We start from the raw sequence: 25,294 nt of genomic DNA, 5'->3' as shown, positions 1-25,294 counted from the left end.
CGCCTTCGCGAGCAAGCTCGCTCCCACAGAGGGGAATGCATTTCAATGTAGGAGCGAGCTTGCACGCGAAGCCCTCGGCATGGCCGATGCAGATCCTTCAGGCGGGAGCCATTTCCTGCGCCAATCCAAGAAACGCCGCTGGCAAGCGCGCGTTCTTGCGCTCCTTGAGGCAGTACAGGTACTCGACGATCTGCGGCGCGTTTTCAATACTCAGCACTCGCAACTGCGGGTCGTGGGGCACTTCCTGGCGGGCAATGATGCTGATGCCGATGTTGCGCAGCACCGCCTCGCGGATCGATTCGCGACTGCCGATCTCCAGCAGCGGGCCGAAGCTGACGTTGGCGTCCTTGAGCAGGGTTTCGGTAAGGCTGCGGGTGGTGGAGCCCGGCTCGCGCATCAGCAGGGTATGCCCGGCCAGGGCGTTGAGGGGCACGTGCTCCAGCGCCGCCAGGGGGTGGTTGCGGTGCACCGCCAGCACCAGCGGGTCGCTGCCCAGCACCCGACGGACCAAGCGCGAATCGTCCAGCAATTGCGAGGAGGCGGCGACATCCACCCGATAGTCCTCCAGCGCCTCCAGGACTTGCTGGGAGTTGCCGATCTCCACCGACACCTCCACCTGGGGCAGGCGCTCGCGGAAGGTCTTCACCAGATCGAGGATGTAGTACGGCGCCGTGGCGGCGATGCGCAAGGTGCCCTGCACCTGCCCGCTGTTGCGCAGGAAGAACTCGATGTCGGCTTCTTTCTGCAACAGGTCCTTGACCATCGGCAGCAGCCGCGCGCCCTCGTCGCTGAGGCTCAGGCGGCGGCCGCCGCGGTAGAACAGCTCCACCGAATACTGGCTTTCCAGGTTGCGGATCTGCGTGGTCACCGTCGGTTGACTGAGGCCGAGCTTCTTCGCCGCCAGGGTGATGCTGCCCAGGCGGGCGACCATGTAAAAGGCCTTCAGCTCCGCGCTCAGCATGGCGGCTTGCCAGAGCTGCAAGCTTGCAGCGGCAAGCCGCAAGCTGGAGCGGGTGGGTATGGGTTCATCACTCTGGTTCTCACCTCAATTGCTTGTCGCTTGCCACTTGCCGCTTGCCGCTACAGTGTCCTATTTGCGCAGCAGGCGCAGACCGTTGAACACCACCAGCAGGCTCACGCCCATGTCGGCGAACACCGCCATCCACATGGTGGCGAGCCCGGCAAAGGTTACCCCAAGAAAGATCGCCTTGATGACCAGGGCCAGGGCGATATTTTGCTTGAGCACCACCGAGGTCTGGCGCGACAGGCGGATAAACGCCGGGATCTTGCGCAGATCATCGTCCATCAGGGCGACATCCGCGGTTTCGATGGCGGTGTCGGTGCCGGCCGCGGCCATGGCGAAACCGATCTCGGCCCGGGCCAGGGCCGGGGCGTCGTTGATGCCGTCGCCGACCATGCCGACCCGATGGCCCTGGGCGTACAGGTCTTCGATGGCTTGCAGCTTGTCGCTGGGCAGCAAGTCGCCCCGGGCCTGGTCGATGCCCACCTGAGCGGCGATGGCCTGGGCAGTGTGCGGGTTGTCGCCGGTGAGCATCAGGGTCTTGATCCCCAGCTCATGCAACTGCTGGATGGCTTCGCGGCTGGATTCCTTGACCGTGTCGGCCACGGCAAACAGCGCCAGCGGGCCGTTGCTGTCCAGCAACAGGACCACGGTCTTGCCCTGCTGCTCCAGGGCAAAGAGTTTTTCTTCCAGGGCCGGGGAGCACAGGCCCAGCTCTTCCACCAGGCGGTGGTTGCCCAGGTGGTACAGCTCGCCGTTGATTTCCCCGCGCACTCCGCGCCCGGCCAGGGCTGCGAAGTTATCCACAGGGTGCATGGCCAGCTGTTTATCCACAGCCGCGCGGGCAATGGCCAGGGACACCGGGTGGTCGGAACGCCCCGCCAGGCTCGCGGCCAGGGCCGGAGCCGTGTCCTGTGCCAGTGGGTCCAGGGCCAGGAAGTCGGTCTGCACCGGCTTGCCGTGGGTGATGGTCCCGGTCTTGTCCAGGGCCAGGTAATCGAGCTTGTAGCCGCCCTCCAGGTAGACCCCGCCCTTGACCAGGATGCCCTTGCGCGCCGCCGCCGCCAGGCCACTGACAATGCTCACCGGGGTGGAGATCACCAGGGCGCACGGGCAGGCCACCACCAGCAGCACCAGGGCGCGGTAGATCCAGTCGAACCAGGCGCCGGCCATGAACAGCGGCGGGATCAGCGCCACCGCCAGGGCGAAGGCGAATACCGCCGGGGTGTAGATTTTCGAGAAGGTATCGACGAAGCGCTGGGTCGGCGCCCGTGCGCCCTGGGCCTGCTCCACGGCGTGGATGATCCGCGCCAGGGTCGAGTTGTTGGCGGCGGCGCTCACCCGATATTCCAGGGAACCGGCCTGGTTGATGGTGCCGGCGAACACCTTGTCGCCCACGGTCTTTTCCACCGGCAGGCTTTCACCGGTGATCGGCGCCTGATCGATGGTGGAGCTGCCGGACACCACCTCGCCGTCCAGACCGACGCGCTCGCCGGGACGCACCCGCACCAACGCGCCCAGTTCGACGCTTTTCGCTTCCACTTCGCGCCAAGTGCCATCGGTCTGCTGCACCGTGACCTTTTCCGGGGTCATCTGCATCAGGCCGCTGATGGCGTTGCGCGCCCGGTCCAGGGAGCGGGCCTCGATCAACTCGGCGACGGTGAACAGGAACATCACCATCGCCGCTTCCGGCCACTGGCCGATCAGCACCGCGCCGGTCACGGCGATGCTCATCAGGGCATTGATGTTGAGGTTGCGGTTCTTCAGGGCGATCCAGCCCTTCTTGTAGGTGCCCAGGCCGCCGCTGAGGATCGACACCAGGACCACCAGCGCGATCACCCAATCGGGCGCGGCACTGGTGAAGTGAATGACTTCGGCGGCCAGCGCGCCGATACCCGACAGCGCCAGGGGCCACCAGGCTTTCTTCACCGGCGCGGCGGCAGGCGCGACTTCGGCGCCCTCCTGCTGCAGCGGCTCGGCGTGCATGCCCAGGGATTTGACCGCGTCGATGATCGGCGCGGTGCTCGGCAGGTCGTGGGTCACCCCCAGCACGCGGTTCATCAGGTTGAATTCCAGGGCCTGGACCCCCGCCAGCTTGCCCAGCTTGTTCTGGATCAGGGTCTGTTCGGTGGGGCAGTCCATGGCCTCGATGCGAAAGCTGCTCAGGTGCGCGCCGACGCTCGGGGTTTCGCTCAAGGTGATCCTGGACGGCGCCGGACCGGCGGCACCGCAGCAGGAAGCGCCATGGGCGGCGTGGTCGTGAGCCTTGACCGGCTGCAGCTTGCCCGCCGGTGGGTGGGCATGGCCGTGATCGTGATCGTGATCGTGATCGTGATCGTGATCGTGATCGTGATCGTGATCGTGATCGTGATCGTGATCAGCATGGGCGTGCTGGGCGTCGGGCTTGCGCGGGTTGTGAATGGAGTCGCTCATCGGGGTCGCGTCCGTATAAAGGTGCTTGTTGCCAAGTGAACACCCTGTAGCCACTATAGGGTCAAGCACCCATTCGGAGACGACGGCAATGAAGATTGGCGAACTGGCGAAACTCACCGACTGTCAGGTCGAGACCATCCGCTACTACGAGCGCGAAGGACTGCTGCCGGAACCGGCCCGCAGCGAAGGCAACTACCGCCTCTACACCCAGGCCCACACCGAGCGCCTGACCTTTATCCGCAATTGCCGCAGCCTGGACATGACCCTTGAGGAAATCCGCAGCCTGCTCAACCTGCGGGACAGCCCGGAAGGCCAGTGCGCCAGCGTCAACGCCCTGATTGACGAGCATATCCATCACGTCAAGGCGCGCATCGACGGGCTCCTGGTGCTCCAAGAGCAACTTCTGGACCTGCGTCAGCGCTGCAGCGAAGGACCGGACCAGGATCACTGCGGCATCCTCCAGCGCCTGGAAGTCAGCGGCTCGGTGGCCCCCAACGAAGCCGAACCCTCGCACGTCGGCCGCAGCCACGGGCACTGAGCCCCGGGCGCGGCCTCAGGCGCCGCGCCGCGCGCTGCCGATCAGCCGCAGATAAGTCCCCTCGAGCAGCGCCAGCAGCCGCTGGTCGAACTGCCGCCAGGCCAGGCCCTGGCGCACCAGCCAGGCGCTGAGCAGCCCCACCAGGCAGCCACCGAGAATATCGAAGGGGAAATGCACCCCGAGGTAGACCCGGGCCCAGCCCACCAGCAGCGCCAGCCCCAGCATCACCAGCCCGGCCTTGCGCAGGCGCGCGAGGATCAGCGCGAACGCCATGGCGAACATGCCGCTGGCGTGATCGCTGGGGAAGGACGCGCCGGGCGCATGGACGAGGAAGTTCTGCCCCAGGCCGATCATGAAGGGCCGCGGATGGAACCACAGCTCACGGATCAGCCAATTGCTGGCCAGGGCCAGCACGATGCCGAGGGTCGCCAGCAGCACGATCATGCGCTGGCGGCGCTCACCGAAAACCCAGAGCACCGCTAGCAGCAACGGCACGCTGAGCACCAGCCATTGCGCGAAGAAAACCGCCAGTGTACGCATCGGCATTGACGCACCGGCACTGGCGTTGATGGCCAGGAACAGGCTGTGATTGAGTTCTTCCATTCGCGGCTCACGTTGAAGTTCACAAGGGCGACGCCCGGTGTCTGGCAGGGCCACTCCTCAGAGCGTAGCTGGCCGCCAGGCACAGTCATGCCCGGAACAGCTCCGGGCACGGGTCGATAAAGGCAACAGGGTCAATCGACAAGGGCCGCGCGGCATCAGCCACGCGGCCCCTGGCACAGCAGGTGGGGGCTTAAACGGCCATCGGCGCAGTCATTGGCGCGTGGTGCTCGTAGCCTTCCAGGGAAAAGTCGCTCGGTTCGATCAGCTCCAGCCACTCCGGCTGGTAGACGCCGGTCTTGGCGAACTCCGGCACACGCTCGGAAATCACCAGTTTGGGCATCGGGAACGGCTCGCGCTTGAGCTGTTCGTTGAGCATGTCCAGGTGGTTTTCGTAGACGTGGGCATCACCGATGAAATAGGTGAACCAGCGCGGTGTGTAGCCGGTCAGGCGGCCGATCAGGCTCAGCAGCGCCGCGCCCTCGGTGAGGTTGAATGGCGTGCCCAGGCCCAGGTCGTTGGAGCGGATGTAGAGGGTCAGGGAGATTTCCCGGGTCTCGACATTGGGGTGGAACTGATACAGCAGATGGCACGGCGGCAGGGCCATTTCATCCAGCTGGGCGCAGTTCCAGCCGTGGAACAGGATCCGCCGGCTGCCCGGGTCGTTGATGATGATGTCGACGCACTGGCGCACCTGGTCGATGGCCTTGTACAGCACCACGTAGCCCTGGCCATCCTCCTCGCCAGCGGCGATCTGCCGGTAGCCCTGGCTCAGCGCCAGGTCGATGGCGGCCTGGTTGCTGGTCTTGATCTGCTTGTAGGCCGGCCATTTGCGCCATTGCACACCGTAGATCTCGCCCAGGTCGTCGTCGCCCTGGCGAAACGGGTTGGCCAGCCACTGGGCGTTTTCGTTGGCGTTCTGGTCCCAGACCTTGCAACCCAGGGCGCGGAACTCGGCGGCGTTGTTCACCCCACGCAGGAAGCCGACCATCTCGCCAATGGCCGACTTGAAGGCCATCTTGCGGGTGGTGATGGCCGGGAAACCTTCCTTGAGGTCGTAGCGCAACATGGCCCCGGGGAAGCTGATGGTGTTCACACCGGTGCGGTTGGCCTGCTTGGTGCCGTTGTTGATGACGTGGGCCACCAGATCGAGATATTGCTTCATGAATTACCTGCATCCTTGAACCCGGGGCACGCCCCGGGATTCGAATTTATTGCGCCGCGCTCTGGGCCGGAGCGCGATGATAAGCCAGCCAGATCAGCCCCAGGCCGCCGAGGATCATCGGCACGCACAGCACCTGACCCATGGTCAGCCAGTTCCACGCCAGGTAGCCCAGCTGTGCATCCGGCACCCGGACGAACTCGACGATGAAGCGGAAGATCCCGTAGAACAGGGCGAACATACCGGAAACCGCCATGGTCGGCCGCGGTTTGCGCGAGAACAGCCAGAGGATCAGGAACAGCGCCACACCTTCCAGGGCGAACTGATACAGCTGCGACGGATGACGCGGCAACTGCGCCGGATCGCTGAACGGCGGGAAGATCATCGCCCACGGCACATCGGTGGGTTTGCCCCACAACTCGGCGTTGATGAAGTTGCCGATCCGCCCGGCGCCCAGGCCGATCGGCACCATCGGCGCGACGAAGTCCATCAGCTCGAAGAAGCTCTTGTTGTTGCGCTTGCCGAACCACCAGGCCGCCAGCATCACCCCGATGAAGCCACCGTGGAACGACATGCCGCCCTTCCACACTTCGAAGATCAGGGTCGGGTTGGCCAGGTAGGCGCTCAGGTCGTAGAACAGCACGTAACCCAGGCGGCCGCCGACGATCACCCCCATGGACATCCAGAACACCATGTCCGAGAGCTTCTCCTTGCTCCAGGTCGGATCGAAACGGTTCAGCCGGCGCGAGGCCAGCAGCCAGGCACCGCCGATGCCGATCAGGTACATCAGGCCGTACCAGTGGATTTTCAGCGGGCCGATGGCCAGGGCCACCGGATCAATCTGCGGGTAAGGCAGCATTGCGACTCCTCGTCAGGGTTAGAACTCAAATATTCCCGGGCAAACTGCCAGCCCGGGATTAAGCCAGGATTGCGTCATCGCTCAGAACAGGAAGCTGATCCCCACGCCAAACAGTAGCGCGGCGAACATCCGCTTCAACAGGCGCGGCGACAGTTTATGGGCCAGGCGCGCGCCGATCCGGGCGAACACCATGCTGGTCAGGGCAATGCCCAACAGCGCCGGCAAATACACGAAGCCGAGACTATGAGCCGGAAGCTGCGGATCATGCCAGCCCAGAATCATGAAACTTAAGGCGCTGGCCAGGGCGATGGGCAAACCGCAGGCCGAGGAGGTGGCCACGGCCTGCTGCATCGGCACGCTGCGCCAGGTGAGAAACGGCACGGTCAGTGAGCCACCGCCGATGCCAAAGATCGCCGAGGCCCAGCCGATCACCCCGCCGGCCGCGGCCAGGCCCCATTTGCCGGGCACCTGGCGGCTGGCCTTGGGCTTGAGTTCCAGGGTCATCTGCAGGGCCACCAGCAGGGCAAAGACGCCGATGATCTTCTGCAGGTGCGGGCCGGAAATGGCTTCCGCCGTCAGCGCGCCGAAACCGGCCCCCAGGAGAATGCCTGCGGCCATCCAGGCAAAGATCGGCCAGCGCACCGCGCCGCGCCGATGGTGTTCACGGACCGCATTGACCGAGGTGAAGATGATGCTGGCCAGGGAGGTGCCCACCGCCAGATGGGTCAGTACCGAGGCATCGAAGCCTTGCAGGGTAAAACTGAACACCAGTACCGGGACGATGATGATCCCACCGCCCACGCCGAACAGCCCGGCCAGTACGCCCGCGCAGGCGCCCAGCAGCAGATAGAGCAGAAATTCCATGGGAGCATCCGAAAATGAGAGCGGCATGGTAACGGAAGCGCTACCCCGGACTCCACTGGATGGCGATGGATACCCCGGGGTTGTGTGCGTAGAGTGAGCAAAAACACCCAGGGGGTCACCTCAATGTGCTTGATCGTTTTCGCCTGGCGGCCGGGCCATGCCCAGCCCCTGATCGTCGCGGCCAACCGCGATGAGTTCTACGCTCGCCCCAGCCTGCCCCTGGGGCAATGGCCGGAGTCGCCGCAGATCCACGCCGGACGCGACCTGGAGGCCGGCGGCACCTGGCTTGGGGTCGGTGCCCATGGCCGCTTTGCCGCCCTGACCAATATCCGCAACCCGCACCAACCGCCCGCGCGGCGTTCCCGGGGCGAACTGGTGGCGCGCTTTCTCGCCGGCGATATTGCCCTGGAAGACTACTTGCGCGATGTCGTCGGCCGTTCGGTGGAGTACGCCGGCTTCAACCTGCTGCTGGGCACCGGCGATCAACTGTGGCACTACAACGCGCAGGACCTGGAGCCCCAATTGCTCAAGCCCGGGGTCTACGGCCTGTCCAATGCCGGGCTCGACACGCCCTGGCCAAAGCTGCTCAAGGCCAGGGCGGCGCTGCAGGAAGTGCTGCATGACCCCAAGCCCCAGGCGCTGCTGGCGCTCTTGAGCGATCCGCAGACCGCGCCCTTCGCCGAGTTGCCGGACACCGGTGTCGGGCTGGCCACGGAAAGCCTGCTGTCCAGCGTGTTCATCGCCAGCCCCAGCTACGGCACACGGGCCAGCACCGCGCTGATCGTCAACGCCGACGGCTCGCGGCATCTGGTCGAACGCAGCTTTGGCCCTTATGGCGGGCATCTGGGGGAGGTCGAGCTGAAGGTGTGAAGCGCGTTCGCCGACAAGCCAGCTCCCGTGGGAGCCGGCTTGTCGGCGAGGAAAACACTTCGATTACAGGGTCTTGTTCGAAGCCGGATTGATCATCCGCGCCAACCCGAGTTTCTTCAGGGCCAGTTGCAGCGAGCTGTGGATAACTTGCGGGTTGTCGATGGTCATCATCTCGTCCAGCAGTTCCTTGGCCTTGCTCAGGCTGATCTGGCGCAGCATCCACTTCACTTTCGGCAGGTTGGTGGCGTTCATCGACAGGCTATCGAAACCCATGGCCATCAGCAGCACCGCGGCCGCCGGATCGCCAGCCATCTCACCGCAGATGCTCACCGGCTTGCCTTCGGCATGGGCGTCACGCACCACGTTCTGCAGGGCTTGCAGCACCGCCGGATGCAGGTAGTCGTAAAGATCGGCGACCCGCGGGTTGTTGCGGTCCACCGCCAGCAGGTACTGGGTCAAGTCGTTGGAGCCCACCGAGAGGAAGTCCACCTGGCGCGCCAGTTCCCGGGTCTGATACACCGCCGCCGGAATCTCGATCATCACCCCCACCGGCGGCATGGGCACGTCGGTGCCTTCGTCACGCACTTCGCCCCAGGCACGGTGAATCAGGTGCAGGGCTTCTTCCAGTTCGTGGATGCCGGAAATCATCGGCAGCAGGATACGCAGGTTGTTCAGCCCCTCGCTGGCCTTGAGCATGGCCCGGGCCTGCACCAGGAAGATTTCCGGGTGGTCGAGGGTCACACGGATGCCGCGCCAGCCGAGGAAGGGGTTGTCTTCCTTGATCGGGAAGTACGACAGCGACTTGTCGCCGCCGATGTCCAGGCTGCGCATGGTCACCGGCTGAGGATGGAACGCCGCCAGTTGCTCGCGATAGATCGCCAGCTGCTCTTTTTCACTGGGGAAGCGCTGGTTGATCATGAACGGCACTTCGGTGCGGTACAGGCCTACGCCCTCGGCACCGCGCTTCTGCGCCCGAGCCACATCGGCCAGCAGGCCGGTGTTGACCCACAACGGCATGCGGTGGCCATCGGGGGTGATGCAAGGCAGGTCGCGCAAGGCGTCCAGGCCCTGGGCCAGTTGCCGCTCTTCTTCCACCACATCGGCGAACTGCTTGCGCAGTACCTCGCTGGGGTTGGTGTAGACCTCGCCGTGGTAGCCGTCGACGATCATCTGGATGCCGTCGACCTTGGAATACGGCAGGTCCACCAGGCCCATCACCGTGGGAATGCCCATGGCCCGGGCCAGGATTGCCACGTGGGAGTTGCCCGAACCCAGCACCGACACCAGCCCCACCAGCTTGCCTTCCGGTACTTCGCCGAGCATGGCCGGGGTCAGTTCTTCACTGACCAGGATGGTGTTGTCGGGGTAGACCAGGGTCTGCTGGCGTTCTTCCTGCAGGTAGGCCAGGAGCCGGCGCCCCAGGTCCTTGACGTCCGAGGCGCGCTCGCGCAGGTAGGCGTCGTCCATCAGTTCGAAACGGTTGACGTGATCGGTGACCACCTGGCGCAACGCGCCCTGGGCCCATTGCCCGGTCTTGATCACGGTCTTGACTTCACTGCCCAGGGAAGCGTCGTCGAGCATCATCAGGTAGACGTCGAACAGCGCGCGCTCTTCCGGGCGCAGCTGGGTGGCAAGTTTTTCCGACAGCGCGCGCATGTCGGCACGCACCCCTTCCAGGGCGCTCTTGAACAGCGCCAGCTCGGCATCGATGTCGGTGATGTGTTTGTCCGGCACCACGTCCAGGTCGGCCGGCGGCAGCATCACCACCGCGCTACCTACCGCGGCGCCGGGGGAGCCGGGTACGCCGACGAACTTGGCTTCCTGAATGCCCTTGCCCTGGCGTCCCAGGCCGCGGATCGAACCAGTGGCCTCGGCATGGGCGATCACCCCGGCCAGCTGGGCGCTCATGGTCACCAGGAAGGCTTCTTCGCCCTCGTCGAACTGACGGCGTTCTTTCTGCTGAATGACCAGCACGCCCACCACCCGACGGTGGTGAATGATCGGGGCACCGAGGAACGAGGCATAACGCTCCTCACCGGTTTCGGCGAAGTAGCGATAACGCGGGTGATCGGCGGCGTTTTCCAGGTTGAGGGGCTCTTCCCGGGTGCCCACCAGACCGACCAGGCCTTCGTTGGGGGCCATGCTGACCTTGCCGATCGAGCGCTTGTTCAAGCCCTCGGTGGCCATCAGCACGAAACGGTTGGTTTCCGGGTCCAGCAGGTAGACCGAGCAGACCTGGCTGCCCATGGCCTCTTTGACGCGCAATACAATAATCCCCAACGCCGCCTTGAGATCCTTGGCGGAGTTAACTTCCTGGACGATCTTGCGCAGCGTATTGAGCATGGCTCGGGGTCGAACTCCGTCGTCAGTCGCGCACTAAAAGGCGCGGGGCAAGCTCTTTGAGAGCGCGGCGATACACTTCGCGCTTGAATGTCACCACCTGGCCCAACGGATACCAATAACTGACCCAGCGCCAGCCATCGAATTCCGGTTTACCGGTCAAATCCATCCGCACCCGCTGCTCGTTGGAAATCAGGCGCAGGAGAAACCATTTCTGTTTCTGGCCGATGCACAGCGGCTGGCTGTGGGTTCGGACCAGACGCTGCGGCAAACGATAGCGCAACCAGCCCCGGGTGCAGGCGAGAATTTGCACATCTTCGCGCTCCAGCCCTACTTCTTCGTTCAACTCGCGGTACAAGGCGTCTTCCGGCGTCTCGTCGGGGTTGATCCCGCCTTGAGGAAACTGCCAGGCATCTTGATTGATACGGCGAGCCCATAGCACCTGTCCGGCATCATTGGTCAGAATGATCCCGACATTGGGGCGGAAACCATCGGGGTCGATCACGGCTACAACCTCGCAAACGCATGTCGCCGCATTGTTCCACAAAGCTTGGGAATGCAGCAACGAGGCTGCTTAGCTTATGTGCACTCTTGTGAAAAGACCGTATTCTGGGCACCTTTTTCCGCGACTTTTCAGTGAGTAACTGCAATGCGCCTGGCTTTATTCGACTTGGACAACACGCTGCTTGGCGGCGACAGCGACCACGCCTGGGGCGACTACCTGTGCGAGCGGGGCTTCCTCGACGCCGTCGCCTACAAGACCCGCAACGACGAGTTCTACCAGGACTACCTGGCCGGCCAACTCGACAACGCCGCCTACCTGAACTTCTGCCTGGAAATCCTCGGCCGCACTGAGATGGCCGTGCTCCAACAGTGGCATCGCGACTACATGCGCGACTGCATCGAACCCATCCTCTTGCCCAAGGCCCAGGCGCTGCTGGATCAGCACCGCGAGGCCGGCGACAAGCTGGTGATCATCACCGCCACCAATCGCTTCATCACCGCGCCGATCGCCGAGCGCCTGGGGGTTGAACACCTGATCGCCACCGAATGCGAGATGCATGAGGGTCGCTACACCGGACGCAGCACCGACGTGCCCTGCTTCCGCGAAGGCAAGGTCATCCGTCTCAAGCGCTGGCTGGAAGAAACCGGCCACGATCTGGAAGACAGCTACTTCTACAGCGACTCGATGAATGACCTGCCGCTGCTGGAACAAGTGAGCAACCCGGTGGCCGTCGATCCCGACCCGAACCTGCGGGCCGAAGCCGAGAAACGCGGATGGCAGGTCATCAGCCTGCGCGATTGACCCGCGTGCTGGCGAGCCGGCTGTAGGCACCGGCTTGCCAGCGACAGGCCCTACACCGGCTTGGCCACCATCAGGTAGAAAATCGCCATGAAGGCCAGGAACGCCGGCCAGCCGAGGGCAAACCACCAGCGCATATAAAGGTGGGCCCGCATCGGCATCGCCACCCCATCACGCAAGGCCTGCTCGGCCATCTTGTGCACCCGGATCTGCAACCAGACCACCGGCAGCCAGCACAGCCCCGCCACGACATAGAGCCCCAGGCTCCACAGCAGCCAGGCCTGCTGGATCGGCCAGCCCGCCAGATGCACCAGCCCCAGGCCGCTCAATGGCTGGAACACCGCCGTGGTGGCGGTAAAGGCCCAATCGGCGAACACCAGGTGCTTGAAGGTCACGGCAATCACTTCCACCCGACCACTGCGCCAGGCCCGCAAGGCGTAATAGGCCGAGCCGGCACCGAGCCCGAACAGCACGGTCGAGGACAGGATATGCAGGGTTTTCAACAGCAGATAAGCACTCATCGACGGGGTTCGGTCCACAACAGCCAGAGGGTCGCCACCATCAGCACTAGGTTCTTGGCCACGGCGGCATAAGGGTCAAACCAGAAATGCGGCAGGATCAGGCTGATGATCAGGGTGTAGCCGAGCATCAACCCCAACTGCAACTGCAAGGCCCGACGACGCCAGCGCCGCAGCAGCAGACCGACACCCAGCAGCGCATCGCAGAGTGCTCCGCCGATTACCGCCAGGGCCGCCCAGGCGCCCTGCACGCCAGCCTCGGCCATGATTCGCAGGCCCCAGTCGTAGCCCGGGCCGACGCACACCAGCGCCGTACCCAGCCAGATCAACACCATCACCGCAAGCAGCAGCGGGCGCAGGGCCAGCTGGGTGCTTTGCGCGGCCTGCGGCCAGTCGTGCAGGCGAGCCACCAGGGGCGCCGCGTGATAACCGCAGACCGACGCCAGCACTTCAGGGTCCGCCAGGTTATCGCTGCGAGCCATGACCAGGCTCTGCCGGTTCAGTGCTCGCCAGCCCAGGCGATCACCTGCGCCAGCCAACAGCTTGAGCAACACCGAAGGCAGCTGGAAGTAACGGGCCGGGGCCCAGCCCTGGGCCGCGCGCAGACGGTCCAGCAGCTGCGCCATGGTCATTCGCTCCGGGCCAACCAGGGGCAGGATCATGGATTCCTGCGGCCATTGCCTGAGCAACGCCAGCACCGCCGCGCTCAAATCCTCGACATGTAGGGGCTGCATCTGCGCCTTGCTGGACAACAGTGGCAGCAACGGCCAGGGCGACATCTTCGCCAGCCAGCCGCTACTGGCACCACCGGCCCCCAGCACCAGCGACGGCCGCAGCACCACCGCCGGAATCCCCGAGCGCAGCAGGTAATCATCTGCCGCGGCCTTGCTGGCAAGAAATGGCACGTGGGGCTGGGTGCCGGCACCCAATGCGGAAATCTGCAGCACCCGCACGCCTCGGCTCGCCGCCAGATCGAACAGGGCACGGGTGCCCAGGTCCTGGGTCAGGGTCAGCGCCCGCGCATCGGTGCTCAGCAACCCGGCGGCGTTGATCAGTACATCGGTATCGGCGGGCAGGACAAAGGGCTGGGGCTCATGCCCCAGGCGATCGAGGTCCAGTTGTCGCCATTCCACCCCCGGCAGGCTGCGCGGCTGTGGATAACGACTGGTAGCGATCAGCTGATGACCGGCGGCATGCAGGGCCGCCAACAGATGGCGGCCGACAAACCCTGTGGCCCCCACCAGAACAACCTTCATGGCAATCCTTAAGGTTCACGCCGGGATCAGACCGGCTTGGCGCCCATCAGGCCGGCAATGGCGACAAAACACACCAGGCTGAATACCGCCAGCACCAGGGTGAAGGTCAGGCCGCTGGCGGTCTTGGCGCGCCGCAGGCGATTGAGCCGCACCATCAGCCACAGCCAGGCCAGGGCGCCCAAGGTATAGAGCACGCTGGAGCCCAGGAGCCAGGCCTGGCCCAGCGGCCAGCCCACCAGATGCACCATCCCCCAGCCACTGAACGGCAGGCTCAGCAGACCGATGGCCAGCAGCAACCAGCCGAACAGCCCCGGACGCTGCAACACCCGGCTGTAAACCGTGGCATCACCCTGGCGGCGCAGGCGCCAGGTCCAGATCGCCAGCCCCAGGGCGCTGCCCAACAGCAGCACCGTGGCCAGTACATGAAGCGTCTTCAGCGTGCTCAGTGTTTCCATGTTCTCGCTTCCTTAAGGCTCCGTTCCTCAGCGTAGTCGTTCAGCCCAGGAACAGCTGGTACGCCGGGTTGTCGCTTTCATCCCAGTACGGATAGCCGATCTGCTCCAGGGCCGCCGGCACCAGGTGACGCTCCTCGGCCGGCACTTGCAGGCCGGCCACGACCCGGCCGTCCGCCGCGCCATGGTTGCGGTAGTGGAACATCGAAATGTTCCAGCGGCCGCCCAGCTTGTTGAGGAAGTTGAACAGCGCGCCCGGACGCTCCGGGAACTCGAAGCGCAGCACCACTTCGTCGCTGACCTTCTCGGCATGGCCACCGACCATGTAGCGGATGTGCAGCTTGGCCAGTTCGTTGTCGGTCAGGTCGATCACCGGAAAGCCCTGCCCGGTCAGACTGGCGATCAGGGCGCTGCGCGGATCGTTTTCCGGGTGGGTCTGCACGCCGACGAAAATGTGCGCTTCGCTGCCGGTGTTGTAGCGGTAGTTGAATTCGGTGATCTGGCGTTTGCCCACCGCCTCGCAGAACGCCTTGAAGCTGCCCGGCTTCTCGGGAATGGTCACGGCGATGATGGCTTCACGGCCCTCGCCCAGCTCGGCGCGCTCGGCCACGTGGCGCAGGCGGTCGAAGTTGACGTTGGCCCCGGAATCGATGGCCACCAGGGTCTGCCCGCTGATGCCGCGCTGCTCGACGTATTTCTTGATCCCGGCCACGCCCAGGGCACCGGCAGGTTCGGTGATCGAGCGGGTATCGTCGTAGATATCCTTGATCGCCGCGCAGATCTCGTCGGTGCTGACGGTGATCACTTCGTCCACATAGTGCTTGCAGATGTCGAAGGTGTGCTGGCCGATCTGCGCCACCGCCACGCCGTCGGCAAAGATCCCCACGGTCGGCAGCACCACCCGCTCACCCGCGGCCATGGCGGCTTGCAGGCAGTTGGAATCGTCCGGCTCGACGCCGATGATCTTGGTTTCCGGACGCAGGTACTTCACATAGGCGGCAATGCCGGCGATCAGGCCGCCGCCACCGACCGGAACGAAAATCGCATCCAGCGGGCCAGGGTGCTGGCGCAGAATCTCCATGGCCACCGTGCCCTGCCCGGCAATGGTGTGCGGATCATCGTAGGGATGGATATAGACGTAGCCTTTTTCATCCACCAGCTTCAGCGAATAGGCCAGCGCCTCGGGGAAGGTATCGCCGTGCAGCACCACTTTGCCGCCACGGGAACGCACGCCTTCGACCTTGATCTCCGGGGTGGTCTTGGGCATCACGATGGTGGCCTTGACCCCCAGCACCTTGGCCGCCAGGGCCAGGCCCTGGGCGTGATTGCCGGCCGACGCGGTCACCACGCCGCGAGCGCGCTCGGCGTCGCTGAGCTGGGTCAGCTTGTTGTAGGCGCCACGAATCTTGAACGAGAACACCGGCTGCAAGTCTTCGCGCTTGAGCCAGATCTGATTGCCCAGCCGCTCGGAGAGCTGGCGGGCAGTCTGCAATGGGGTTTCTACGGCAACGTCATAAACGCGCGAGGTGAGGATCTTCTTGACGTACTGTTCGAGCATCGGAAAGCATCACTGAGCGGGTTGGGCAGGGCCAAGGAGTCTAACCCAGCGTTTGCCCGGGCGACCACACGAATACCGAGGTTTTAGCCCGCACCCTCAAAGCCTCTCCCCCGCCATGCGAACTCCCCGTCCACCCCGGCCGATTAGCCAAACGGGCAATGACCGGATCTGCCGCGGCGCCTATAATGCCGGCCTTTGTGCCCCCCCTTGCCCGCTTCGGAGCCCGCATGACCCAGGATCAACTCAAACAGGCCGTCGCCCAGGCCGCCGTCGACCTTATCCTCCCGAAACTCGATGACAAGAGCATCGTCGGGGTCGGCACCGGCTCCACCGCCAACTGCTTCATCGACGCCCTGGCCCTGCACAAGGGCGCCTTCGACGGCGCCGTGGCCAGCTCCGAAGCCACCGCCGCGCGCCTCAAGGGCCACGGGATTCCGGTGTACGAGCTCAATACCGTCAGCGACCTGGAGTTCTACATCGACGGCGCCGACGAAAGCGACGAGCACCTGAACCTGATCAAGGGTGGCGGCGCCGCCCTGACCCGGGAAAAGATCGTCGCCGCCGTGGCCAAGACCTTCATCTGCATCGCCGACGCCAGCAAGCTGGTGCCGGTGCTGGGCAACTTCCCGCTGCCGGTGGAAGTGATCCCGATGGCTCGCAGCCACGTGGCCCGCGAGCTGGTGAAGCTGGGCGGCGACCCGGTGTACCGCGAAGGCGTGATCACCGACAACGGCAACATCATCCTCGACGTGCACAACATGCAGATCACCAACCCGGTGGAGCTGGAAAGCCAGATCAACGCCATCGTCGGCGTGGTCACCAATGGCCTGTTCGCCGCGCGCCCCGCCGATGTGCTGCTGCTGGGCACTGCTGAAGGGGTGAAAACCCTCAAGGCCTGAGCCGCCGGTTTGCCAGCGTGGACGGCGCAAGGCCGCTTCGCTGGCAAGCCAGCGCCTACATGGGTTTCTTGAAGACGTAGAACAGGTTCGGCTCGCTCACCAGATACAGGGTGCCGGCGTCATCCATGGCCATCCCTTCGGCCTGGGGCACCGACTTGCTCAAGCCCTGGCGGCCCTTGCCCAATGCCAGGGTGCTGAGCGGGCGCCCGTCCACGTCCAGTTCCACCACCAAGCGAGATTCGTCCGACAGGGCCAGCAGATGGCCGCTGCGCTCGTCGTATTGCAGGCTGGAAAGATCGCGCACAAAGAGCCCGGCATCCCGCTTGGGGTTATTCAGCACATGCACCCCGTAGGACTTTTCCGGATCGTGATGGGGGAAGCCCTGCACTTCATAGATCAGCATCGGGTCGCGCTCCTTGGCGACGAACAGGCGCTGGCCCTGTGAATCGTAAGCCAGGCCTTCGAAGCCCTTGTTCCCCGGGAGGTGCACGCCGAGGGTGATCTGCTCGGCCTGTGCCGCGTCCACCACGGTGGTTTCGTCGTCCAGCTGGATCTTGATCAGCCGCTGCTGCCGCTCATCGCTGATTACATAGGTATTGGCGCTGATGAACTCCACCGCCTCCGGATCCCCGAAGCCCACCAGGGCAATGCGCCGCAGGACCTGACCGTCCAGGGACAGCTCGACCAGCTCGGCATTCTTGTTGGTCACGGTAAACAGGCTGTTGCGCAGCGGGTCGTAGGTCAGCGCCGAAACTTCGTCCAGGCCCTTGATCGGCTGCGCCTCCAGCACCATCCGATAGTCGCCCAGCCCCAGCGACTCGGGGGCCGCTACCTGCCAGTAGGTTTGCCAGTCAAACCAGGCGCGCTGCCACAACCGGTGATTGTGGACAAACGCCGCCAGCAGCGCGGCCATCAGGCCGAGAATCAGGTAGAGGGGTTGCAAACGGGTCAGGCGATACATGGCGAGGAAGCTCGAATTCAGGACAGGCGAATGAAATATCACAGCCCACTGAATTCAAGCTTAATGCCGCGGGACGGCCCGGCTCAGGCGCCGAGCCGGGGATTCACTGCTTCTCGAAGCGATAGAACAGGTTGGGTTCGCTGACCATGTACAGGTTGCCGGCTTCATCCATGGCCACGCCTTCGGCCCGGGGAATGGTTTTCTTCAAGCCGTTGAAGCCACCGAGCAAGGCCATGAAGCTGACTTGCTCGCCCTGCTCGTCCAGCTCCAGCAGCAGGTGGGAGTCGGCGGACAGCACCAAAACATGACCGGTACGCGGGTCGACGCCCAGGGCCGAAAGGTTGCGCAGGTCGAGTTCATCGCTGGCCAGCTTCTGCTTGTCGCCCTTGAGCACCTGACTGCCATCGCTGTTCCAGGTGAACAGCGCCGGAGGACGCTCCTCGCCCAGCAGCAGTTGCTGCTTGCGCGGGTTCCAGGCGATGGCTTCGAAGGCCTTGTTCTGGTCTTGCGAAGGGCCCAGGTCGTACTGGGGGAAATCGGCGATATTCAGCGCTTGGGTGTTGGCATCGACCTTGACGATCACCAGCGAATGCTGGCGCTCATCGACGATCGCCAGCAGGCCGTTTTCCAGGACCGCCACCCCTTCCGGATTGCTCCAACCCACCAGCGGCATTTTGCGCAGGACGTCGCCCTGCAGAGTCAGCTCCACCAGGAACGGATTCTTGCCCATCACGGAAAACAGGGTTTTGCTGTGCGGATTGTAGGAAAGATCGGAGGCTTCATCGCGCTCCATTCCCGGCAGGGCCTTGGCATCGATGACCGCCCGGTAACTGGGCAGCCAGATGCTGGCGTTACGCTCGGCGCTGCTGACAAAGCCTTCCTGAAGCCAAAGCGCGCCACGATCGTCCCAGTGCATGACACTGGCAACGCCATAGCAGATCACGCCCGCCAGCAGCAGCCAGGAGTACCAGCGCATGCGCAAGCGCAGGCGGCGGATGGGGTGAGGTTTGGGTAGGGAGTGGGCGTCCATCACACAGATTCCAGAAGCTCGGCCAATGGTAATAGCACACGAATTTCGGATCCGCGAACCATAAACCTCGGAATTATCCGGAGAAAATGTGAAAAACCGGTTAAAGCTCGCCGAGCCCTCTGCGCTGCGCCCTGGATTGCCGGGTCAGCGCAAAGAGATTCGGATCAACGAATGCTGCTGGTGAAACGACTGACGCCCGGCAGCTCCAGCACCAGCTCATCACCGACATTCAGTGGACCAACCCCCACCGGCGTACCGGTAAGAATCACGTCGCCGGCCTGCAGGGAGAAGCAACCGGCCATGTACTGAATCATCGGCACGATGGGGTTGAGCATGACGCTGCTGTTGCCGTCCTGGCGCACTTCGCCGTTGATGGTCAGGCGAATGCCGATATCGGTCAGGTCGGCAAAACTGCTGCTCACCACAAAGGGCGCAAGGACCGCCGCCCCGTCGAAGCACTTGGAAATCTCCCACGGCAGGCCCTTGGCCTTCAGCTCGGCCTGCTTGTCCCGCAGGGTCAGGTCCAGCGCCGGGGCAAAGCCGGAGATGGCATCCAGCACTTCCTCGCGGCTGGGCTGGGTGGACAGCGGCTTGCCGATCAACACCGCGATCTCCGCCTCGTAGTGCACCGAGCCACGGTCGGTGGGAATGCTGAAGCCCCCTTCCAGCGGCACCACACAACTGCCCGGCTTGATAAACAGCAGGGGTTCGGTAGGAACCGGGTTGTCCAACTCCTTGGCGTGCTCGGCATAGTTGCGGCCGATGCATACCAACTTGCCTACCGGAAAATGAATCCGGGTACCGTCGACATACTGGTGCTGATAGCTCATTACCGACTCCTGCTTGTGTGCTTCATCAGGCTGCTGCTTGCGCTCAAACGGCGAAGATCTTGCCCGGGTTCATGATGCCGTTGGGATCGAACACCGCCTTGACCGCCTTCATGTACTCGATCTCCACCGGCGAGCGGCTGTAGGTCAGGTAATCGCGCTTGGTCATGCCCACGCCGTGTTCGGCGGAAATCGAACCGTTGTACTTCTCGACGGTTTCGAACACCCACTTGTTGACCGTGGCGCACTTGGCGAAGAACTCGTCCTTGCTCAGGTTGTCCGGCTTGAGGATGTTCAGGTGCAGGTTGCCGTCGCCGATGTGACCGAACCAGACGATTTCGAAATCCGGGTAGTGCTTGCCAACAATGGCGTCGATTTCCTGAAGGAAGGCCGGGACTTTCGACACGGTGACCGAGATGTCGTTCTTGTAGGGCGTCCAGTGGGAGATGGTTTCGGAGATGTACTCGCGCAGTTTCCACAGGTTCTGCAACTGGGTTTCGCTCTGGCTCATCACCCCGTCCAGCACCCAGCCCTGCTCGACACAGTGCTCGAAGGTTTCCAGGGCCTGGTTGGCCACTTCCTCGGTGGTGGCTTCGAATTCCAGCAACGCGTAGAACGGGCAGTCGGATTCGAACGGTGCCGGTACGTCGCCACGGGCCAGGACCTTGGCCAGGGCCTTGTCGGAAAAGAATTCGAAGGCGGTCAGATCAAGCTTGCTCTGGAAGGCGTGCAGCACCGGCATGATCGAATCGAAGTCGGCGGTGCCAAGCACCATGGCAGTGAGGTTCTTCGGCGCCCGATCCAGGCGCATGGTGGCCTCGACCACGAACCCCAGGGTGCCTTCGGCGCCGATGAACAGCTGGCGCAGGTCGTAGCCGGTGGCGTTCTTGATCAGGTCCTTGTTCAGCTCCAGCACATCACCCTTGCCGGTGACCACTTTCATGCCGGCCACCCAGTTGCGGGTCATGCCGTAGCGAATCACCTTGATCCCGCCGGCATTGGTGCCGATATTGCCGCCAATCTGACTGGAACCTGCCGAAGCGAAATCCACCGGGTAATAGAGGCCGTTTTCTTGCGCCAGGTTCTGCAACTGCTCGGTGACCACGCCCGGCTGGCACACCGCGGTGCGATCCGTCAGGTTCAGGTCGAGGATCTGGTTCATGTAGTCGAAAGACACCACCACTTCGCCATTGGCTGCCACGGCGGCGGCCGACAGGCCGGTACGCCCGCCGGAAGGCACCAGGGCCACCCGGTGCTGGTTGGCCCAGCGCACGATGGCCTGAACCTGCTCGATGGTCTTGGGAAACACGATGGCCGTCGGGGCCGGGGCGAAATGCTTGGTCCAATCCTTGCCGTAAGCTTCCAGGGAGCCAGCGTCGGTCAGCACCTTGCCAGGCTCAACCAGGGTCTTCAGTTCATCAATCAGGGCAGGATTGGTCATCGACAGAACTCTCGAACAATTCATGGTCATCCTGAGAACGCTTCACGTCGCAGGAATGAGTGTTTAGCGGGGCGCGTATGCTAGCATACCGCCCCCGCAGGAGAGTGCCCAAGGGCCTTTCCGCGGTGGCGGTTGCATGCCGTCCAGGTCAGCTCAAGCTGTCCATTTCCCTGCCATTTTTCTCCGGGACACAGGTTTACGCAGATGAGCAAGACTTCTCTCGATAAGAGCAAGATCAAGTTCCTTCTCCTCGAAGGCGTCCACCAATCCGCTGTCGACGTCCTCAAGGCCGCCGGCTACACCAGCATCGAGTACCTCACCGGTTCTCTGCCGGAAGCCCAGCTCAAGGAAAAGATCGCCGATGCGCACTTCATCGGCATTCGCTCCCGCACTCAACTGACCGAAGAAATCTTCGACCACGCGAAGAAACTGGTCGCTGTGGGCTGCTTCTGCATCGGCACCAACCAGGTTGACCTGTCTGCCGCTCGCGAGCGCGGCATTGCGGTGTTCAACGCGCCTTACTCCAACACCCGTTCGGTCGCCGAGCTGGTGCTGGCCGAGGCCATCCTGCTGCTGCGCGGCATCCCTGAGAAAAACGCTTCCTGCCACCGTGGCGGCTGGATCAAGAGCGCGGCCAATTCCTTCGAAATCCGCGGCAAGAAGCTGGGTATCGTCGGTTACGGCTCCATTGGTACTCAGCTGTCGGTACTGGCTGAAGGCCTGGGGATGCAGGTGTTCTTCTACGACACCGTGACCAAGCTGCCGCTGGGCAACGCCACCCAAGTGGGCAACCTGCACGAACTGCTGGGCATGTCCGACATCGTGACCCTGCACGTGCCGGAAACCCCGGCCACCCAGTGGATGATCGGCGAGAAGGAAATTCGCGCCATCAAGAAGGGCGGCATCCTGATCAACGCCGCTCGCGGCACCGTGGTCGAGCTGGACGCCCTGGCGGACGCGATCAAGGACAAGCACCTGATCGGTGCGGCCATCGACGTATTCCCGGTCGAACCGCGTTCCAACGACGAAGAGTTCGAAAGTCCGCTGCGCGGCCTGGACAACGTGATCCTGACTCCGCACATCGGCGGTTCCACCGCTGAAGCCCAAGCCAACATCGGCCTGGAAGTGGCAGAGAAGCTGGTCAAGTACAGCGACAACGGTACTTCGGTATCCTCGGTCAACTTCCCGGAAGTGGCGCTGCCGGCCCACCCTGGCAAGCACCGCCTGCTGCACATCCACGAGAACATCCCGGGCGTGATGAGCGAGATCAACAAGGTCTTCGCCGAAAACGGCATCAACATCTCCGGCCAGTTCCTGCAGACCAACGAAAAGGTCGGCTACGTGGTGATCGACGTCGACGCCGAGTACTCGGACCTGGCGCAAGAGAAGCTGCAGCACATCAACGGCACCATCCGTTGCCGCGTGCTGTTCTAAGAGCCGCTTCAAGCGGCAAGTTTCAAGCCGCAAGCCAGAGCCCGCTCTTACTTGCCGCTTGTAGCTAAAACCTTGCCGCTAGCCGCGCAAAAAAAGGGAGCCTTGATCGGCTCCCTTTTTTTTGCGCGGCATTTACGATTATTTCACTGTCACTGTGATTTTCTTGGAGACGATGACCGGGTCGAACGGCACGTGGTTCTTGTCCCCCAGCTCCAGTTGCAGGGTGTGCTTGCCGGGGGTCAGGGTCACTTCGGTTTCGGTCTGGGCCTTGCCGAAGTGCAGGTGGTTGGCGTCCATCGGGATCGGCAGGTTTTCCGCCGGCAACTGGTCGACGTCGATCAGCAGGTGATGGTGGCCGGTGTTCGCGGTCTGATCACCGGCCGGGGCCAGGGCGATGCCCTCAACGCCGAACTTGACGGTGAAGGTCTTGTCCACGACGGCCCCATCAGCGGGGGAAACAATGAACACCTTGGCGCCGGCGGGGGCGGCAGTGCGCGGAATCTCCGCTGCGCCGGCCAGCATCGAGGCACCCAGCAACAGCCCGGCCAGGGCCGCACGAGACATAAAATTTTTCATTATCTTCTCCAGTTTTTCCGCAATTCTTTTACGGTTATGACAACTTCGTGGCGATTCGTTGTCGAAGGCACTCAACACCTTAGCAAAGCGAGCCTGAACGGCGCATCGCTCATATAAATTCAAGGAGTGACCATGCGTTTCCTGCCTGGCCTGATACTTTTGCTGCCCCTTGTGAGCACTTGCGCTCAAGCCGAACTGATGGACGACATCAATGACCGCGGGGAACTGCGCATCGCCCTGGAAGCCAATGCGCCACCCTTCAACTTCAAGGATGACGGCAAACTCACCGGCTTCGAGGTGGAGCTGGGACAGTTGCTGGCCAGTGAACTGGATGTACGCCCGGACTTCGTGGTGACGGCTGCCGCCGAACTGCTGCCCGGTGTGGAAAGCGGCCGCTTCGACGTGGCCATCAACCACATAGCAGTGACCCCGGAACTCAAGGATCGTTTCGATTTCAGCGAGCCCTACAGCTACTCCAGCGCCCAATTGATCGTGCGCAAGGAAGAACAGCGCCCGCTGTTTTCCCTGCAGGCCCTGCGCGGCCAGGCCCTGGGCGTGGCTCAGGGCAGCCAGTTCGTCGATCAGGCGCGCACCGTTGAAGGGATCAACCTGCGCAGCTACGCCGACGCCCAGCAGCCGATCAAGGACGTGGCGGACAAGCAGATCGACGCCGCCATCAGCGATCGCCTGTTGATTCCCTACGCCATTCGCGACAGCCGCCTGCCGGTGAAGGAAGGAGCCAAGGTGGGGCCGACCCTGAGCCTGGCGATTCCGTTCCAGAAAGGTAACCCGGCGTTCCAGGCCAGCCTGGATAGCGCTTTGCAGCGGATCAAGGCCGATGGGCGACTGATGGCTCTCTCGGAGAAATGGTTCGGCATGGATGCCAGCAAACCGCCCAAGAGCGACGCCGGGCAGTAAACGACACAACCTGCCGGATTGACCTGTAGCCGCTGCCGCAGGCTGCGAACGGCCCGAAGGGACGCAGGAATTTGGCCGCTAGAGGTCGGCGAGAGACCGCCAGGCAAGGCTCTGCGAGCCTTTTCGCAGCCTCGCTGGAGCTCGGCAGCGGCTACAAGGACAGTGCGGCCAGGGCGGCAGCGGCTTCGGCCAGTTGCAGTTCGCTGAAGACCTGGACCCCGTGCTGCCTCAGCAATGCCGCGGTTACCCCTTCGCCCTGGACTTTGACCCCGCTGAAGGTGCCGTCATAGGTCAGCAGGTTGCCGCAGGATGGGCTGTTGGCCTTGAGCACGGCAACGCCAATCCCGTGCTGTTCCACAAGCTCCAGCGCCTGGCGCGCCCCAAAGAGGAATTGGGCGCTGACATCTTCGCCTTCCGTGGTCATCACCGGCGCCCGTCCTGCAAGCACATCGACCCCTTGCCCGCCGGGAATCTCCGCCGCCGCCCGTGGCGTCGGCAGGCCACCGGCCACTTCCGGACAGAGCGCAACCACCCGCCCCTCTTGCAGCCAGGCGGCCAGTTGATCGAACGGCCCGCTGGCACCGCCGTCGTAGCGTACGCGGTGGCCCAACAGACAACGGCTGACCAGGATCTTGTGCATGTTCAGAATGGCTCGTTACCACGACGCCGGAACCAACCGGTCAGGGACAGGCGTTCCCGGGTCGCGGGCAGGACTTCATGGGGCACCTCGCCGGAGAGAAACACCACCAGCCGGCCCCCGACGGGGAGCACATCGTATTGCCCCTGGTCATTGAGGTACATGCGCAACTGCCCACCGTGCTCGGGCAGCCACTGCTCATTGAGGTAGATCACCGCCGACACCATGCGCCGGTCATCGTCGCGAAAGCGGTCCACATGGCGCTTGTAGAAAGCCCCGGGCGGATACATCGCGAAGTGGCACTCGAAGTCCTCCAACCCCAGAAACAGGCCGCGATTGAGGGCCTCGCGCAGGCTGTCCATCAATCCCAGGTAGGTGTCGCTGGCCCCGGCCTGGCCGGGCTCCAGCCACTGGATATGGTCGCCGCGGATCCCCTCGCGAATCTCCTGGGCCGGCCCGCGACCCACCGCGGCCGGCGCCAGTTCACCTTCAGCCGCACGTTTACGGCACTCAGCCGCCAGTTCGAGGGTCAGAGCCTCGGACAGAAAGACATTTTGCTGCGACCAGCCACGGGCGGCCAGGTCGTCGACAATGTTCAACAACAGCGGGTGATCAGAGGTTATTTGCATGGCGCGCATAGTATCCAGCATCAGATAAATCCGACAGAGCCACAGAGCGGAGGATCAGGCATTTTTTCCAATGCACTTACCACTCATGACTTTAGCTGACGATCCTGATACGAATTCTCGACAACCACCGCCTTGCCCCGGAGAATAGTCGCCTGCTGACAGGAGTCC

The 25,294-nt window shown here is 63.5% G+C and carries 25 protein-coding genes; 6 read left to right on the top strand and 19 right to left on the bottom strand.

Annotated features, from left to right (window positions below):
- Positions 1-97: 97 nt before the first annotated feature.
- Positions 98-961 (bottom strand): LysR family transcriptional regulator, encoded by an 864-nt coding sequence (locus tag GWQ44_RS07475; protein WP_047306542.1) that lies wholly within the window; start codon positions 959-961, stop codon positions 98-100.
- Positions 962-1,090: 129 nt separating this feature from the next.
- On the bottom strand, positions 1,091-3,454 hold the full coding sequence (locus tag GWQ44_RS07470) for a heavy metal translocating P-type ATPase (RefSeq protein ID WP_275926962.1): 2,364 nt from the start codon (positions 3,452-3,454) through the stop codon (positions 1,091-1,093).
- A gap of 88 nt (positions 3,455-3,542) precedes the next feature.
- On the opposite strand from GWQ44_RS07470, the gene cadR reads away from it, so the two are divergent.
- Entirely contained in the window at positions 3,543-3,992 is a 450-nt protein-coding gene (cadR, locus tag GWQ44_RS07465) for a Cd(II)/Pb(II)-responsive transcriptional regulator (protein ID WP_016967545.1), read from the top strand.
- Between the two features lie 15 nt (positions 3,993-4,007).
- On the opposite strand, the gene GWQ44_RS07460 is transcribed toward cadR, so the two are convergent.
- From GWQ44_RS07460 to GWQ44_RS07445, 4 genes are all read right to left on the bottom strand, one after another.
- A complete protein-coding gene (locus GWQ44_RS07460; RefSeq protein WP_016967544.1) occupies positions 4,008-4,595 on the bottom strand; it encodes an undecaprenyl-diphosphatase in 588 nt (195 codons plus the stop codon).
- Positions 4,596-4,785: 190 nt separating this feature from the next.
- Positions 4,786-5,757 carry a thymidylate synthase gene (locus GWQ44_RS07455; protein ID WP_275926961.1) on the bottom strand — a complete coding sequence of 324 codons (972 nt, stop codon included), beginning with the start codon at positions 5,755-5,757 and terminating at the stop codon, positions 4,786-4,788.
- A 46-nt stretch (positions 5,758-5,803) separates the two neighbouring features.
- On the bottom strand, positions 5,804-6,613 hold the full coding sequence (gene lgt, locus GWQ44_RS07450) for a prolipoprotein diacylglyceryl transferase (protein WP_016967543.1): 810 nt from the start codon (positions 6,611-6,613) through the stop codon (positions 5,804-5,806).
- 81 nt (positions 6,614-6,694) lie between these two features.
- Positions 6,695-7,477 (bottom strand): sulfite exporter TauE/SafE family protein, encoded by a 783-nt coding sequence (locus GWQ44_RS07445; protein WP_047306525.1) that lies wholly within the window; start codon positions 7,475-7,477, stop codon positions 6,695-6,697.
- Between the two features lie 123 nt (positions 7,478-7,600).
- Here GWQ44_RS07445 and GWQ44_RS07440 point away from each other — a divergent pair, with 123 nt between their 5' ends.
- Entirely contained in the window at positions 7,601-8,347 is a 747-nt protein-coding gene (locus tag GWQ44_RS07440; RefSeq protein ID WP_016967541.1) for an NRDE family protein, read from the top strand.
- A 63-nt stretch (positions 8,348-8,410) separates the two neighbouring features.
- Here GWQ44_RS07440 and ptsP read toward each other — a convergent pair whose 3' ends face one another.
- Both ptsP and GWQ44_RS07430 read right to left on the bottom strand, forming a co-directional pair.
- A complete protein-coding gene (gene ptsP / locus GWQ44_RS07435) occupies positions 8,411-10,690 on the bottom strand; it encodes a phosphoenolpyruvate--protein phosphotransferase (protein WP_047306526.1) in 2,280 nt (759 codons plus the stop codon).
- A gap of 22 nt (positions 10,691-10,712) precedes the next feature.
- Positions 10,713-11,192, bottom strand: a complete 480-nt coding sequence (locus tag GWQ44_RS07430; RefSeq protein ID WP_011064073.1) for an RNA pyrophosphohydrolase — start codon at positions 11,190-11,192, stop codon at positions 10,713-10,715.
- Between the two features lie 144 nt (positions 11,193-11,336).
- On the opposite strand from GWQ44_RS07430, the gene GWQ44_RS07425 reads away from it, so the two are divergent.
- Entirely contained in the window at positions 11,337-11,993 is a 657-nt protein-coding gene (locus GWQ44_RS07425) for an HAD family hydrolase (RefSeq protein ID WP_016967275.1), read from the top strand.
- Between the two features lie 50 nt (positions 11,994-12,043).
- Here the strand turns inward: GWQ44_RS07425 and GWQ44_RS07420 are convergent, their stop codons facing one another.
- Genes GWQ44_RS07420 through ilvA form a run of 4 tightly spaced genes read right to left on the bottom strand, consistent with a single transcriptional unit; the run spans position 12,044 to position 15,774 of the window.
- On the bottom strand, positions 12,044-12,511 hold the full coding sequence (locus GWQ44_RS07420; RefSeq protein WP_016967274.1) for a DUF2269 domain-containing protein: 468 nt from the start codon (positions 12,509-12,511) through the stop codon (positions 12,044-12,046).
- A complete protein-coding gene (locus GWQ44_RS07415; RefSeq protein ID WP_275926960.1) occupies positions 12,508-13,764 on the bottom strand; it encodes a DoxX-like family protein in 1,257 nt (418 codons plus the stop codon). Before GWQ44_RS07415 ends, GWQ44_RS07420 begins: the two co-directional genes overlap by 4 nt.
- A 26-nt stretch (positions 13,765-13,790) precedes the next feature.
- Entirely contained in the window at positions 13,791-14,219 is a 429-nt protein-coding gene (locus GWQ44_RS07410) for a DUF2269 family protein (protein WP_047306529.1), read from the bottom strand.
- A 40-nt stretch (positions 14,220-14,259) separates the two neighbouring features.
- Positions 14,260-15,774: a threonine ammonia-lyase, biosynthetic gene (gene ilvA / locus GWQ44_RS07405; RefSeq protein ID WP_103742122.1), complete on the bottom strand. Its 1,515-nt coding sequence runs from the start codon at positions 15,772-15,774 to the stop codon at positions 14,260-14,262.
- 227 nt (positions 15,775-16,001) lie between these two features.
- Between ilvA and rpiA the strand changes: the two genes are divergently transcribed.
- On the top strand, positions 16,002-16,673 hold the full coding sequence (rpiA, locus tag GWQ44_RS07400; RefSeq protein ID WP_016963479.1) for a ribose-5-phosphate isomerase RpiA: 672 nt from the start codon (positions 16,002-16,004) through the stop codon (positions 16,671-16,673).
- Between the two features lie 55 nt (positions 16,674-16,728).
- Here rpiA and GWQ44_RS07395 read toward each other — a convergent pair whose 3' ends face one another.
- From GWQ44_RS07395 to GWQ44_RS07380, 4 genes are all read right to left on the bottom strand, one after another.
- Complete coding sequence (locus GWQ44_RS07395; protein ID WP_275926959.1) at positions 16,729-17,634, bottom strand: SdiA-regulated domain-containing protein; 906 nt, start codon at positions 17,632-17,634, stop codon at positions 16,729-16,731.
- 103 nt (positions 17,635-17,737) lie between these two features.
- A complete protein-coding gene (locus tag GWQ44_RS07390; RefSeq protein WP_042940672.1) occupies positions 17,738-18,664 on the bottom strand; it encodes an SdiA-regulated domain-containing protein in 927 nt (308 codons plus the stop codon).
- 164 nt (positions 18,665-18,828) lie between these two features.
- Positions 18,829-19,494, bottom strand: coding sequence for a fumarylacetoacetate hydrolase family protein (locus GWQ44_RS07385; protein WP_275926958.1), 666 nt, complete (start codon positions 19,492-19,494; stop codon positions 18,829-18,831).
- A gap of 43 nt (positions 19,495-19,537) precedes the next feature.
- On the bottom strand, positions 19,538-20,932 hold the full coding sequence (locus GWQ44_RS07380; RefSeq protein ID WP_042940671.1) for an FAD-binding oxidoreductase: 1,395 nt from the start codon (positions 20,930-20,932) through the stop codon (positions 19,538-19,540).
- Between the two features lie 204 nt (positions 20,933-21,136).
- Between GWQ44_RS07380 and serA the strand changes: the two genes are divergently transcribed.
- Entirely contained in the window at positions 21,137-22,366 is a 1,230-nt protein-coding gene (gene serA, locus GWQ44_RS07375) for a phosphoglycerate dehydrogenase (RefSeq protein WP_016963474.1), read from the top strand.
- Between the two features lie 138 nt (positions 22,367-22,504).
- Here serA and GWQ44_RS07370 read toward each other — a convergent pair whose 3' ends face one another.
- A complete protein-coding gene (locus GWQ44_RS07370; protein ID WP_016963473.1) occupies positions 22,505-22,942 on the bottom strand; it encodes a DUF4399 domain-containing protein in 438 nt (145 codons plus the stop codon).
- A gap of 132 nt (positions 22,943-23,074) precedes the next feature.
- Between GWQ44_RS07370 and GWQ44_RS07365 the strand changes: the two genes are divergently transcribed.
- Complete coding sequence (locus GWQ44_RS07365) at positions 23,075-23,860, top strand: transporter substrate-binding domain-containing protein (RefSeq protein WP_016963470.1); 786 nt, start codon at positions 23,075-23,077, stop codon at positions 23,858-23,860.
- A gap of 151 nt (positions 23,861-24,011) precedes the next feature.
- Here GWQ44_RS07365 and GWQ44_RS07360 read toward each other — a convergent pair whose 3' ends face one another.
- Both GWQ44_RS07360 and GWQ44_RS07355 read right to left on the bottom strand, forming a co-directional pair.
- A complete protein-coding gene (locus GWQ44_RS07360) occupies positions 24,012-24,500 on the bottom strand; it encodes a DUF523 domain-containing protein (protein WP_047306534.1) in 489 nt (162 codons plus the stop codon).
- 2 nt (positions 24,501-24,502) lie between these two features.
- Positions 24,503-25,135 carry a 2OG-Fe(II) oxygenase gene (locus GWQ44_RS07355; protein ID WP_016963466.1) on the bottom strand — a complete coding sequence of 211 codons (633 nt, stop codon included), beginning with the start codon at positions 25,133-25,135 and terminating at the stop codon, positions 24,503-24,505.
- Between the last annotated feature and the right edge of the window lie 159 nt (positions 25,136-25,294).

Source organism: Pseudomonas sp. 3MA1 (assembly GCF_029237275.1).
Taxonomy (GTDB): domain Bacteria; phylum Pseudomonadota; class Gammaproteobacteria; order Pseudomonadales; family Pseudomonadaceae; genus Aquipseudomonas; species Aquipseudomonas fluorescens_AP.
This window is presented reverse-complemented; position numbering and strand designations above follow the sequence as displayed.

Coding starts and splice junctions, on each gene's coding strand:
- GWQ44_RS07415 (WP_275926960.1), bottom strand. CDS start 13,764: ATGAAGGTTGTTCTGGTGGGGGCCACAGGGTTTGTCGGCCGCCATCTG.
- GWQ44_RS07455 (WP_275926961.1), bottom strand. CDS start 5,757: ATGAAGCAATATCTCGATCTGGTGGCCCACGTCATCAACAACGGCACC.
- GWQ44_RS07365 (WP_016963470.1), top strand. CDS start 23,075: ATGCGTTTCCTGCCTGGCCTGATACTTTTGCTGCCCCTTGTGAGCACT.
- GWQ44_RS07410 (WP_047306529.1), bottom strand. CDS start 14,219: ATGGAAACACTGAGCACGCTGAAGACGCTTCATGTACTGGCCACGGTG.
- GWQ44_RS07380 (WP_042940671.1), bottom strand. CDS start 20,932: ATGACCAATCCTGCCCTGATTGATGAACTGAAGACCCTGGTTGAGCCT.
- GWQ44_RS07395 (WP_275926959.1), bottom strand. CDS start 17,634: ATGTATCGCCTGACCCGTTTGCAACCCCTCTACCTGATTCTCGGCCTG.
- serA (WP_016963474.1), top strand. CDS start 21,137: ATGAGCAAGACTTCTCTCGATAAGAGCAAGATCAAGTTCCTTCTCCTC.
- GWQ44_RS07390 (WP_042940672.1), bottom strand. CDS start 18,664: ATGGACGCCCACTCCCTACCCAAACCTCACCCCATCCGCCGCCTGCGC.
- rpiA (WP_016963479.1), top strand. CDS start 16,002: ATGACCCAGGATCAACTCAAACAGGCCGTCGCCCAGGCCGCCGTCGAC.
- GWQ44_RS07420 (WP_016967274.1), bottom strand. CDS start 12,511: ATGAGTGCTTATCTGCTGTTGAAAACCCTGCATATCCTGTCCTCGACC.
- GWQ44_RS07355 (WP_016963466.1), bottom strand. CDS start 25,135: ATGCGCGCCATGCAAATAACCTCTGATCACCCGCTGTTGTTGAACATT.
- ptsP (WP_047306526.1), bottom strand. CDS start 10,690: ATGCTCAATACGCTGCGCAAGATCGTCCAGGAAGTTAACTCCGCCAAG.
- GWQ44_RS07385 (WP_275926958.1), bottom strand. CDS start 19,494: ATGAGCTATCAGCACCAGTATGTCGACGGTACCCGGATTCATTTTCCG.
- GWQ44_RS07440 (WP_016967541.1), top strand. CDS start 7,601: ATGTGCTTGATCGTTTTCGCCTGGCGGCCGGGCCATGCCCAGCCCCTG.
- GWQ44_RS07360 (WP_047306534.1), bottom strand. CDS start 24,500: ATGCACAAGATCCTGGTCAGCCGTTGTCTGTTGGGCCACCGCGTACGC.
- lgt (WP_016967543.1), bottom strand. CDS start 6,613: ATGCTGCCTTACCCGCAGATTGATCCGGTGGCCCTGGCCATCGGCCCG.
- GWQ44_RS07425 (WP_016967275.1), top strand. CDS start 11,337: ATGCGCCTGGCTTTATTCGACTTGGACAACACGCTGCTTGGCGGCGAC.
- ilvA (WP_103742122.1), bottom strand. CDS start 15,774: ATGCTCGAACAGTACGTCAAGAAGATCCTCACCTCGCGCGTTTATGAC.
- GWQ44_RS07445 (WP_047306525.1), bottom strand. CDS start 7,477: ATGGAATTTCTGCTCTATCTGCTGCTGGGCGCCTGCGCGGGCGTACTG.
- GWQ44_RS07370 (WP_016963473.1), bottom strand. CDS start 22,942: ATGAAAAATTTTATGTCTCGTGCGGCCCTGGCCGGGCTGTTGCTGGGT.
- GWQ44_RS07470 (WP_275926962.1), bottom strand. CDS start 3,454: ATGAGCGACTCCATTCACAACCCGCGCAAGCCCGACGCCCAGCACGCC.
- cadR (WP_016967545.1), top strand. CDS start 3,543: ATGAAGATTGGCGAACTGGCGAAACTCACCGACTGTCAGGTCGAGACC.
- GWQ44_RS07460 (WP_016967544.1), bottom strand. CDS start 4,595: ATGGAAGAACTCAATCACAGCCTGTTCCTGGCCATCAACGCCAGTGCC.
- GWQ44_RS07475 (WP_047306542.1), bottom strand. CDS start 961: ATGCTGAGCGCGGAGCTGAAGGCCTTTTACATGGTCGCCCGCCTGGGC.